A 12,074-nucleotide genomic window follows, 5' to 3' on the forward strand; every position below is an offset into this window, starting at 1 on the left:
TAATTCTCAAACTTTTCCCAAACATTAAAAAAGACACACGCATGATTTAAAAGCATGCCTGTGTCTCTTCAAAAATGTCTACGCTTTATTGGGTGATTGTTTAATCATACCGTAAATCACTGCACCGACAACCGCACCAATTAAGATGGCAAGCAGTGTGAGTAATGCGTGACTTGGATCTGTACCAATAATCACGACTAAACCACCGTGTGGCGCGTTAATATTGGAACCGAATAGTAACGCAAGTCCACCAGCAACACCAGAACCAATCATCATTGACGGAATGACACGTAATGGGTCTGCTGCCGCAAATGGAATAGCCCCTTCAGTTATAAAGCTTGCGCCCATCACAAAGTTAGGAATGATTGAACCGCGTTGTTCTTTAGTAAACTTAGAACGGAAAATCATCATCGCTATCGCAAGTGCAATTGGAGGTACCATACCACCAACCATTGCTGCTGTAATTGGCGCTGCATTACCTGATGTTAACGCTGCAGTACTGAAAACGTAAGCTGCTTTATTGAACGGACCACCCATGTCAATCGCCATCATTGCACCGAGTACGATACCGAGAATGACCACATTGCTACCTGATAAGTTATTCAATCCTGAAATTAAAGCATTATTTAACCATGCAGCAGGTGTATTGAATACGTAAATCATCAATAAGCCTGTGACAGTAACAGAAACGATCGGGTAAATCAATGTTGGTTTAAGCCCTTCTAACATTTGCGGGAAGTTTTTCGTTACTTTCTTAATCCCTTGTGTTAAATAACCTGCTAAGAAACCAGCGATAATCCCACCTAAAAATCCCGAGCCACCAGAGACTGCAAGCATACCGCCTACAAGACCGGCAGCAAAACCTGGTTTGTCAGCAATACTACGTGCAATGTAACCCGCTAAAATAGGAATAATTAACGCAAATGCACTCTTATTCCCGATGTTCCATAACGTTTCAGCAAATGCATTGTATTCAGAACTTTTCGGATCCATCGCATTTGGTCCAATCATAAATACAATCGCCATTAAAATACCACCCGCAATAACAAGCGGCAACATATTTGATACACCGTTCATCAAGTGTTTGTAAATCGCTTTACCGACACTTAGTTTTTCATCTTCGTCATTTGTGCTTTGACGATTGTCAGCTACGAATGGTCTACGCGTTGTATCTAATGCTGTGTTAATTAATGATTCTGGGCGTTTGATCCCATCAGCTACAGGAACTTGAACCACGTTTTTACCATTAAAACGATTGGTTTCAACGTGAACGTCCGCCGCAACAATCACACCTGTCGCACGTTCGATATCTTCTTGCGTTAATCTATTTTTAATGCCACTAGCGCCGTTTGTTTCGACTTTAATGTTAATACCCATTTCTTCAGCTTGTTTTTTCAAAGCATCCCGTGCCATATACGTATGTGCAATACCTGTTGTGCAAGCTGTCACCGCAAGAATATAAGGTTCATCATGATCTACAGGTACAGGTTCAGCCGTTGCTTCTGTGTCATCATCTGTCGCTTCATCATCTGCTTTATTAATAATTGCGAGCACAGCTTCAGGTGAATCTGCTTCTAATAAAGCTTGACGTACATTTTCATCCATTAAAACACTCGATAATTTGGCTAAAGCATCTAAATGCGTTTGTGCCCCAGTTGCCGGTGCTGCAATCATAAAGAATAAATGTGCCGGTTGCATGTCTAAGCTGTCATAGTCAACACCTGCTTTAGACTTACCGAATGCGATCGCTGGTGTTTTGACCGCTTCTACTTTCGCATGTGGAATCGCAATCCCCTCACCAATACCTGTTGAACTTTGTTGTTCTCGTTTGTGGATCGCTGCGATATAGTCATCTAATTGATTTAATTTTCCTGCTTGATTTAATTGTTGTGCGAGTTCGTCAATGACACCATCTTTCGTAGTCGCTGAAAGATCCATTGCGATTGTTTCTTTTGTGAGTAACTCAGTAATTCTCATGTTACCCCTCCTCATTAACTGGTTGAATCGTCACATGTGCTTGGAGTTCTTGAATCATGTCATATTGTGCTAAATCATCGTTAAAGGCTGTCGCAGAACCTGATGCAACGGCTAATTTGAGTGCTTCAGGTAACGCGAGGTTTTGAGAAATTCCTGCCACCATTCCGGCTACTGTACTATCACCAGCACCGACTGTATTGACAACTTGACCTTGTGGTGCTTGAATTTTGTATGCCACTTCTCGATCCGCATAAATTGCACCAGCACCACCGAGTGATACGATGACGGATTGTGCCCCTTTATCAACTAAACGGCGGGCATACGTTAACACGTCTTGGTCTGTCTCTATCTTCGTGTTAAACATTGCTTCAAGTTCGTGCTGATTTGGTTTAATAAATAAAGGATAATACGGTAAAATCCCTTCGATTAAAGATTTCTCAGCATCAACGACAAGTTTTGCGCCTGTTTGTTGTGCGATCTTTGCAATATCGATATAAATGGTGTCCGGCAGACTTGCAGGCACACTTCCGGCGACAACAACGATATCCTCAGCCGTTGTCACATGAAGTTGTTCGAATAAAGTCGCTACTTGGGTTTCGGTAATGTGCGGTCCAGCCGCGTTAATCTCTGTCTCAGTTTGACTCTTCACCTTCACATTAATACGTGTATCTTCATCAACTTGTGTAAATGCCGTATGAATTCCTTCTGCTTTTAAAGTGTTTTCGATAAATTGACCTGGAAAGCCACCGATAAATCCTAAAGCTGTTGAAGGAACTTGTAATGTTTGTAAGACGCGAGAAACGTTGATCCCTTTCCCCCCCGCAAATTTCGCAATGGCAGTCGTACGATTCAACGCACCCGTAGCAAAATCATCTACAAACATGACATAATCAATAGATGGATTGAATGTCACTGTATAAATCATCATTTGCCTCCTAATATTTCAAAATGATTGTCATAAATATCAAAATGACGCATATGACGTGCTTTTTCTGAAGTAATTAAAATCGGTTGCTCTGTCGCGTGAATCGCGGCTAAATATTGCTGATTGAACTTTGACGTATCCGCAAGTATATACACTTGTTGTGCGTGTTGCATCGCTGTCTCTTTCACAATCGCCTCTCGCTCATCCGGTGTCGTGAGACCGGCTTCACAGTCGATACCATTCACACCTAGAAACACTTTGTTAAAGCGATAATGTTGTAAGAACGAGACTGCACGACTACCGACTACCGCCAAAGTGTTCGCCTTCACATCGCCACCGATAATTTTAGTCGCAATTCCCTTTTTCAATAACGCTTCAACATGTGGTAACCCGTTTGTAATCACCGTAATGTCTTTCGCCGTTAAAAAAGGAATCATTTCTAAAGTTGTAGAACCGGCATCCAAATATACACAATCACCATCATTCACCAGTTGTGCCGCTCTTTTCGCAATTTCCACCTTTTCATCAATATGCTGAGTGCGTTTCTCATGAAGTTCAGGTTCCTTTTGTTCACTAATTAACTTTGCGCCCCCGTGCACACGTGTCAACTTGCCATCGTCTTGGAGTTTCGATAAGTCACGTCGAATTGTGGAAGCACTGGAGCCCGTAAATTCCATTAAATGTTGTAATGATAGGAATTGATGTTGGTCTAATGCAGTAAGTATGAGTTCATGTCTTTTTTCCGTTAACAACTTTATCACCCCAATTCAGTTACATTATAGTGTATCCGTTTTCATTAATCAACCATTTTCATTCACAATCTTTCAAAATAAGTCACATACGCGTGAATAATTACAAAAATCAGTCATATTCAACCAAAAGCACATTGACTTTTTTCATTTTTGTCTTCGTTTAGCGCATGGAAATCAATATGAATCGTTATGTCGTCGTGCTATGATATAGTTCAATAGAATATCTAGTCAATGAACGATTCAAAAAGGAGCGTAACAGATTTGAAAAAGAATCACCTTGATGAAGCACTGACAGGTATCAGCATTTTAGATTTGATTTTTGTCGTTCCTTTCTTCGCACTCTTTTCTTATCTTCCTTTAGAACATTGGTGGCAATGGATTATCAATATCATCATTGTCGTACTATGTGCACTAGGTGCAGCATATCTTTTCTATACGATTAAAAAGCGATTCAACAGTGACCACCATTGAATAGTTTAGCTGGGGGACAGTATCATCGTCCCTCGTTATTCCATCGATTTGATTCCGAATTTTTGTTAAACTTGTAGTCAATACATATGAGGTGTAAGGGGGATGGAAAGATGCTAAAAAATAGAAAAGAACGACTGACGGCGGCAATCATTTCTTTAATCATTTCTATCGCTTTTGTCGTTCTAGACATTTTTAATATCATGACAAAAGAATCGAATACTGCACTCATATTAAGTATTAGTAGTTTGCTCGTTTTCTGGACTTTTATTGTCATTGACATTTATGTGCTATACAAACTCAAAAAAGAAGCGTGACCGACTTTTTCCCGTCGTATCACGCTTTCTTTTTTATATTAATATTTAGTAACGTTCGTAAGCGTAAGAACCAATGACTGCACCAGCTGGAATGCCGATAAATGGTGTGAAAATCATACTCAACAACACCATTGACACAATCATAATCACAAAACTTTTAGAACCTATCTTCATATCTAACAAATTCTCTTTAACTCGTTCAAAATAATCCCTGACTTTCATCATATACAACTCCATTTTTGGCATTTTTAACTTCGCTACCCCCTTATAATAGCTCACGAATCGCATTGTGTACATGAGTCCCGGGGCCTATATCAATGTCAGACATTTGTTGTATATGGCAAATGTTCCAAAGTATCACGCCTTTTTCAAATTACTGAATGACCTGCTTCACTTCAGCATGACTCATCTCAATTAAATCATGCGGCGCTAAGCCCATTTGTACACCGCGCTGTCCCGCACTCACAAAGACCCTGTCGAGCAGCTCTATCGTACCATTAATGACTGTCGGAAAATGGGTCTTCATTCCAATCGGTGAGCAACCTCCACGTATATAGCCTGTCACTTTTTTCAAATCGTCGAGCGGCATCAAGTGCAATTTCTTTTCATGAACTGCCGCCGCTGCTGCTTTCATATCTAAATGTGCTGTCACTGGAATAACGAAGACAAAATGCTCATGGTTGGCATTTTCAAGAACGAGCGTTTTGTACACTTCTGCACTATTCGCGTTAATCAGCGCCGCAACTTCATGACCTTCAAGATGTCCCTCACCCACTTCAAACGTTCGAATCTCATAGTTCACTTTCGCTCTATCCAATTGACGCATCGCATTTGTTTTCTTTTGTTTCGCCATGATCTTACCTTCTTTCTATCATTTATCGCGCAAATATCGACCGCACAACTTGTTCATCTGAATCACTTTGGTCATATGTCATTAATTGTGCAATGACTTTTTGATGATCAACAGATGATGTTGTTTCAATGTATTGCTGAATTTTTTCAACATCTGGTGTGACTTTTTGAATACTTGGAAATTCCGTCATATCAAAGTAAAAGCCGACATCTTGTTGATAATCTACTGTATCTTCATCAAGAATTAAAATAGGACGATTTAAATGCGCATAATCAAACATTGCTGACGAATAATCTGAAATCAGTACATCTGATATTAAATATAACTCTTGGATGTCTACCATTTCATTAAAAAAGCAATGGACACGCGGATGCAAATTTTGATAAAGTTCACGCAAATGCCCTTCATTCGGATGCAATTTCACAATCATTTCATAAGATGACGGGAGACGTTCCAACAATGCGACAATATCTAATTCTGACACTGATTGTCGCGCATTTTTACGCCAAGTCGGACAGAATAAAATGTACTTTTTAGTCGCATCTCGTTGGAAGAAATACTTTTCTTGAATTTCCAACCATTTCGCTTCATCGTTTTGATGGCGAATTAACAAACTGTTCCGTGGCGCACCGTGACGTAAAATCGTTAAATTCGGATGAGTATCAAGTCGAAATGCCGAGCGAATATAAGTTTCGTAGCGTTCTGAAGTGGATAACAAGACATTCCATTTCTGCATACGTGGTGCAAATTGTTGCGCTTGTTTTTGACGTTCAACAGCATCCACTAAATCATTCACCATCCGTTTAAGCGGAAAGCCGTGCCACGTTTGAATCACTTGTTGGTCAGGATGTTTCACCAGTCTATCCCACAAATTTCCGTTAATGACCGCATAACGACATCGTTCAAAAGCACGCATGTAAGCACGTGTGCCAAAGCGTATAGGTGTCATATCATAGCTACGAACTTCCATTTCCACTAACGGATCTGCCGCGCTCACATAAATCGTAAGCTCCGGATACAATCGCTTCATCGCACATGCAATGGCTTTCGGATCACCTGAAAAGTTTTTACCATGAAACGATTCGATAAACACCGCCTGGCCAGACACGTGACGACGTTGATTTTGAAACTTTTTCACTTGTGCTTCAACGTTAAAGAGCCCTTTACGCGTGAATTGATACAAACGCGACCCTTTACGGAACGGACTTTTCGGTGCTTGTTCTGCTGTCTCTTTCACTTTCACTACGACACGTTTCGCCGTGTTTTGGACATATTGGTAACTTGCTTTCATTTTCGGTTTGGCAATTTGTGACACATCAATCGTATGCGCTGCTGCCATAGCCATTGTTTGAGCAATCAATGCCTCTGTATCGTGACCTTGCGCAAGTTGTGTATGGAAAGTCTCGACATCCGCTTCACGTTCCGTATCTGTATACTTACCATTAACCATCTCTACAATTTTTGCAGCATCACTTTCTAATGATTTTGTAATCCAAGTGACTGCATGAAACGGCGCATAAATATCTTTCAACACACCATCCTCGCCTGGATAAAGACACACACGATTGCCTTGTGCCATTGCTTCTAATATCGAATAACCAAACGTTTCATACGGTGACGTGGACACGTAAATATAATCTGTCGGCTCTGACCCGTTAATATGGACATAATCTTCTAAATGATACGCAACGACAAGATTTTCGTACAGTTCCAGTGATGGTCCATATCCTTGTAAATAAAGATGAATGCGCGTTTCGCCTTGTGTATACACGAAATAACGCATCAACTTTAACACATACGAAATGTCTTTAATTTCATCTTCAAAACGGGCTTTCATTAATAAATTGTGCGTTTGGTGGACAGGTTGCGTTTGAAATTGCACGTGCTGATGGTTCACATACATCGGAAAGACATACGGATAGTCATAGCGCTCTTGAAATGCTTCTGCAATTTTTGGCGTACTGACACGCACTGCATCAATCGCTTCCAATGCCAGATCCATTTGTGGGTTCAGGTACGCTAACGGGCTGTGAATTTCACCTAAAATGCGCATTTCCGATGTACGATGTTTCACTTCTCGCGCAAATTCGAAAAAGTCCTCGCGTGTTAAAATGAGTAAGTCTGCCTGAGCTAACGTCTGTGCCCCGCGAAATGCGATAAACTGCGCGCCTTCAATCGCTTGCCCTTCTTCAGCTTTCAATTGACTCACTTGACGCTGACGAAAATGCATATAATTGACATATGTCACTTGATGACCTGCACGCAGAAAACTTTGGATTAAATTGAGGTTACTTCGCGTTGTGCCACCTTTTTGAAAAATGTTATAGCCTAATATTTTAATGTGCATCACGTATTCGCTCCTACTTCTTCAATTCAATTTCCCACATTATAACATGAAAACAGCAGATTATCGCATGACGCCAATGTCGTAATGACGTGCCATGTGAGATATCTGCTGTTTCAAATTATTTTTAATTCCCATCTCTAAGACTGTTTCAAATTTTGATGACGTCGCAACTGTTTTTCAATCAAAATCACAATACAGCCGAGGAGCATGAACGTAATCGACATGTATAATGGATATTCAATATTAACATCATATAAACCACCAGCAATGAGCGGCCCAATGAAATTCCCCATACTCGTAAATGTTGAATTAAGTCCACCAGCAAAGCCTTGACGATTCCCCGCAATATTTGAGAAATAATTCGTTAATGCAGGGCGAATTAAGTCAAAACCGATAAACACGATGAAACAGATCAACATCACTTGCCAATAGCTATGTGCAAAAATTAAAAGCATAAGGACAAACGCCGAATAGATTAAAGCGTATATAATAAACACGAGCTCACTCATGCGACGTATCATTTTATCAAATAAGAACACTTGGAAGATGGCACCAAAAATACCGCCACCTGTAATCGCAATTGAAATGTCACCTGGTGTAAAATCCATTTTGTCCGCCGTATACAATGGAAATAACGTCTCAAATGCAGATAAGCCAAACGCTAAAATTAATGTTAAAATGGCGGGTGTAATAAAAGCTTTGTAATTTATTTTGCCAAATTCCGTACTATCAAACTGTGCAAACCCTTGTGTCGTTGCACGTTTCGGTGACTGGATGAAGAACAAAGTACAAATAAAGGCCAAAACACCGAGCACACCAGCAAAAACAAAGGGTAAACGATGTGAAATCTCTGCCAAGAAACCACCTATCCCCGGCCCTAAAATAAAACCCGCTGAAATGATGGCTGACATGTAACCAAAATTGCGCGCTTTATCTTTTGGTGGAGAGAGATCCGCAATCAAACCTGTCACCCCTGGCATGACCATCCCAGCACTAAAGCCCCCAAGTACACGTGACACGATAAGTAACGAAAAAGTATGGCTCCACGCAAATAAAAACTCCGAAACACTAAATAAAACTAAGCCAATACAAATAATGAGTTTTTTGCCTAATCGGTCTGCCAAAGTCCCGCCAAAAGGTGAAATCAACATTTGAGCGAGCGCAAATACTGCAACGAGTACACCCAAGTCTGCCCCGGTGAGTCCTAAATCTTTTAAATAGACCGGTAGCACAGGAATAATGAGCCCGATTCCTAAAAAGACTAAGAAAATATTCAAATATAAAATGATGAATTGTTTTTTCAAATGCGCCACTCCTTCCGCTTCATTCAAAATATTACAACATTATATAACATTTGTTTTACAAAAGAAAGTTTCGAAACACTAAAATTAAAAGTTTTTGAAATAAAGAACATTAAACCTTTTGTATATTATAAACAAAAATTTTATAGCTTATTATCATCTAAAGGGAGCCTGTGCACGTGATGTAAAGATTCCGCTTCCCTTCACTTTCACTGTCATCTCTACAACTCGAGACTGATTCCTATTTAAAAGACAGTGAAAAATTTGAAACCATCGAAATTAACGGTTATGCTATATATCTCATAGAAGGAGGTATCACGATGAATGCCCGATACATTGCACGTATCACCTATGTGGTATTAATTCTTATTTCAATACTTATTCCCAATCAATTAATGTTTTTAACACTCAATGTATCTTTAGCTTATATTCCATTAGAATTGGCCTATTTGATCAAACTTTTTATACCGAGGCGTGCATTTGAATGGCCGCTTTTTATCATATACTTATTTATCTTTATATTAATGTTACCAAACACATTTTATATGGTGACAGATTTAATCCATTTGAATCAATTTACATTTAACTTTTTGGCTGAACTCAATTTATATGAGTGGTTCCATTTCACATTACTCATCTCATCAGTCATCTTCTCACTTTATTGTTATGTGTTAATTGTGATGGAAATTTATCACCTCATTCAAGTTACTCCATTACGTATCGTTGCTTTGTTCGGCATGATGGTTTTGAGTGGACTCGGCATTTATGTAGGTCGCTTTTTACGTTTTCATAGCGTGCATATTATTAATCACCCATTTTCCGTCATCGTCTCAACATTAAAATCACTGAATCTTGAGGCACTTATTTTTGTGTCATTTATCATATTAATTCAAGCTTTACTATTTTTATTTGTGAAAGGAGTTCGAAGCCGTACATGATTTCAACAGTTATATTTATCAGTGCGATACCGGCCTTTCAACTTCTGATCACTCTATTTTACTATCAAATCGGCTGGCGCAAATGGTGGCCCCTCGTCATGCTGTTACTACCTATGGGCATTGCTGTATTCGGAATTCAACTGTTGTATTACGAACGACATTATCCAAACTGGCAACTTCCCTTTAAAGTGAAATTATTGCTAAAATACAGTTATATTCTTACATGTCTTCAATTTGTAAGCTTATATTTATTGCTGTTTGGCATTTAATAACTGTAGAAGCAAAGTACCTAGGAGGAAAATGATGCATATGTCTTCAAAGCAAGTCGCCTGGCGTGATTTATGGGCGATAGTCATCTATTTTTTAGCACAAATCATTCTGGGCAATGTGTTCAGTCTATTCTTAATCCCATCAACACAAATACCGGTCGCAATGGCACTGTTAATTGTCGGTATACTCACGTCCATCTTTGTCATTATTTATTTGGCATGGTCGCATCGTCACGGCTTAAAAACTAAGATAACCGTCGCATTGATGCAAAGTAGAAAGCATATTAAGCTGATGATCAGTGTGTATGTGCTCTATATGATTGCGAATATGATTTTCACTTATGTATTACAGTTGTTACCTGAACAATGGCAATTTAAAGAAACAGGCAACCAAGAAGCACTCATGGCCTTTTTCCATCAACCGGCTTGGTTACCACTCGTATTTTTAAGTTTAGCCATTTTGACACCGATCACCGAGGAATTGCTTTTCCGTCATATCATTATTGGCGAGCTCGGCAAAAAATGGGGCCTCATGTTTACAGGTCTGATTTCTATCGTTATTTTTGCAAGTTTGCATATGTTTGCCGCACACCATCCACTTGAAGCGGTACCGTATATTTTTCTAGCAACGATGTTCGTCGTTGCTTACATTAAAAGTGGTTGTAACATTGCTGTGTCTATTTTCTTGCATATGTTTAATAATACACTTGCTTTTATCGGCGTCCTTTTCCAAATTTTTTCATAATACTTAAACCCCCACGTACAATCAAACGACGTGGGGGTTATTTTTATATACGAAATTGAACACATGAATCGTTACAGCCCGATTCAGTGTTGGACCGGTAAAAGGGACGCCAGTTCAATCATCAACTCGTTTTATAAACTTTTCAGCGCTGCCTTTACACCTTCGACCGCTTCAGCTGAACGTTTCAACTGCGCTTTTTCTTCATCCGTTAACTCTAATTCAATAATACGTTCGACACCATTTGCACCTAAAACAGTTGGCACGCCGATATAAATATCATCCAACTGATACTCCCCTTGGCAATAAGCGATCGTTGGTAATACACGTTTTTGATCTTCTAAAATCGCAATCAACATTTCATAAACTGCCGCTGCCGGTGCATAATAAGCTGAACCCGTGCCTAACAGTTGGACAATTTCTGCGCCACCTTTACGTGTTCTTTCAACAATTTCTTCTATTTTTTCTGGTGGTAACAATTCATTAAGTGGCACGCCATTCACTTGGCTATGACGCACTAACGGCACCATCGTATCCCCATGTCCGCCCAACACTAATCCTGTCACATCATTCACTGCAACATCTAAAGCTTCTGCAACAAATGTATTAAATCTCGCAGTATCTAACACACCCGATTGTCCAATGACACGTTCACTCGGAAAACCTGACGTACGATAAACGGTATACGTCATCGCATCAACTGGGTTCGTTAAGACGATAATCGTACAGTGAGGTGAATATTGCACAATTTTCTTCGTCACTTCAACCATGACTTGTTCATTCGTTTGGACTAAATCATCACGACTCATACCAGGTTGACGTGGGACCCCTGCCGTAATGACAACAACATCCGAATCTTTCGTATCCGCATAGTCGACAGTAGAATTCACATGCACATTAAATCCCAAAATTGAGCCACTTTGTTGCATGTCTAATGTTTTCCCTTTCATCACTGACGCGTTCTTTTCACGGTCAACAATCAACACATCCGCATTGCCATGAGAAGCAACAATAAATGCAAGTGTTGCACCCGTGTGACCTGATCCAATAATTGAAACTTTTTTTCGTCTCATATTCCAAAACCCCCTTGTCTTTCATCACTTTTATTATATCATTGCATTTTTATAAATGTATAACACTATTCACATTATTACATGTAATCTTTGTGACAAACGCTAATGAATC

General features: G+C 39.7%; 12 protein-coding genes. 4 read left to right on the top strand and 8 right to left on the bottom strand.

Annotation, left to right across the window (positions count from 1 at the left end; genetic code table 11):
- Positions 1–78 precede the first annotated feature (78 nt).
- Genes P3U61_RS09835 through P3U61_RS09845 form a run of 3 tightly spaced genes read right to left on the bottom strand, consistent with a single transcriptional unit; the run spans position 79 to position 3,654 of the window.
- Positions 79–1,977 carry a PTS fructose transporter subunit IIABC gene (locus tag P3U61_RS09835; RefSeq protein ID WP_096636586.1) on the bottom strand — a complete coding sequence of 633 codons (1,899 nt, stop codon included), beginning with the start codon at positions 1,975–1,977 and terminating at the stop codon, positions 79–81.
- A gap of 1 nt (position 1,978) precedes the next feature.
- A complete protein-coding gene (gene pfkB / locus P3U61_RS09840; protein ID WP_096636585.1) occupies positions 1,979–2,902 on the bottom strand; it encodes a 1-phosphofructokinase in 924 nt (307 codons plus the stop codon).
- Complete coding sequence (locus P3U61_RS09845) at positions 2,902–3,654, bottom strand: DeoR/GlpR family DNA-binding transcription regulator (protein ID WP_014614557.1); 753 nt, start codon at positions 3,652–3,654, stop codon at positions 2,902–2,904. The genes pfkB and P3U61_RS09845 overlap by 1 nt, the downstream gene beginning before the upstream one ends.
- A 261-nt stretch (positions 3,655–3,915) precedes the next feature.
- Here P3U61_RS09845 and P3U61_RS09850 point away from each other — a divergent pair, with 261 nt between their 5' ends.
- The gene (locus P3U61_RS09850; RefSeq protein WP_014614558.1) at positions 3,916–4,125 is read left to right on the top strand and encodes a DUF6007 family protein; all 210 of its coding nucleotides are present in this window, start codon (positions 3,916–3,918) and stop codon (positions 4,123–4,125) included.
- A gap of 110 nt (positions 4,126–4,235) precedes the next feature.
- On the top strand, positions 4,236–4,439 hold the full coding sequence (locus P3U61_RS09855; RefSeq protein ID WP_014614559.1) for a hypothetical protein: 204 nt from the start codon (positions 4,236–4,238) through the stop codon (positions 4,437–4,439).
- A gap of 45 nt (positions 4,440–4,484) precedes the next feature.
- Here the strand turns inward: P3U61_RS09855 and P3U61_RS09860 are convergent, their stop codons facing one another.
- From P3U61_RS09860 to norA, 4 genes are all read right to left on the bottom strand, one after another.
- Positions 4,485–4,664, bottom strand: a complete 180-nt coding sequence (locus P3U61_RS09860) for a VraH family peptide resistance protein (RefSeq protein WP_015728727.1) — start codon at positions 4,662–4,664, stop codon at positions 4,485–4,487.
- 148 nt (positions 4,665–4,812) lie between these two features.
- A complete protein-coding gene (gene ybaK / locus P3U61_RS09865) occupies positions 4,813–5,292 on the bottom strand; it encodes a Cys-tRNA(Pro) deacylase (protein ID WP_014614561.1) in 480 nt (159 codons plus the stop codon).
- Positions 5,293–5,314: 22 nt separating this feature from the next.
- Entirely contained in the window at positions 5,315–7,639 is a 2,325-nt protein-coding gene (locus P3U61_RS09870) for a CDP-glycerol glycerophosphotransferase family protein (protein WP_063284907.1), read from the bottom strand.
- Positions 7,640–7,776: 137 nt separating this feature from the next.
- Positions 7,777–8,943: a multidrug efflux MFS transporter NorA gene (gene norA, locus P3U61_RS09875; protein ID WP_096636584.1), complete on the bottom strand. Its 1,167-nt coding sequence runs from the start codon at positions 8,941–8,943 to the stop codon at positions 7,777–7,779.
- A gap of 317 nt (positions 8,944–9,260) precedes the next feature.
- Here norA and P3U61_RS09880 point away from each other — a divergent pair, with 317 nt between their 5' ends.
- Both P3U61_RS09880 and P3U61_RS09885 read left to right on the top strand, forming a co-directional pair.
- The gene (locus P3U61_RS09880) at positions 9,261–9,878 is read left to right on the top strand and encodes a DUF1361 domain-containing protein (protein ID WP_020219822.1); all 618 of its coding nucleotides are present in this window, start codon (positions 9,261–9,263) and stop codon (positions 9,876–9,878) included.
- A 309-nt stretch (positions 9,879–10,187) separates the two neighbouring features.
- Positions 10,188–10,892: a CPBP family intramembrane glutamic endopeptidase gene (locus P3U61_RS09885; RefSeq protein ID WP_225549916.1), complete on the top strand. Its 705-nt coding sequence runs from the start codon at positions 10,188–10,190 to the stop codon at positions 10,890–10,892.
- Positions 10,893–11,023: 131 nt separating this feature from the next.
- Here the strand turns inward: P3U61_RS09885 and mdh are convergent, their stop codons facing one another.
- Positions 11,024–11,962, bottom strand: coding sequence for a malate dehydrogenase (gene mdh, locus P3U61_RS09890; RefSeq protein WP_014614567.1), 939 nt, complete (start codon positions 11,960–11,962; stop codon positions 11,024–11,026).
- Between the last annotated feature and the right edge of the window lie 112 nt (positions 11,963–12,074).

Origin of the sequence: Staphylococcus pseudintermedius (assembly GCF_034042775.1) — a bacterium.
GTDB lineage: Bacteria > Bacillota > Bacilli > Staphylococcales > Staphylococcaceae > Staphylococcus > Staphylococcus pseudintermedius.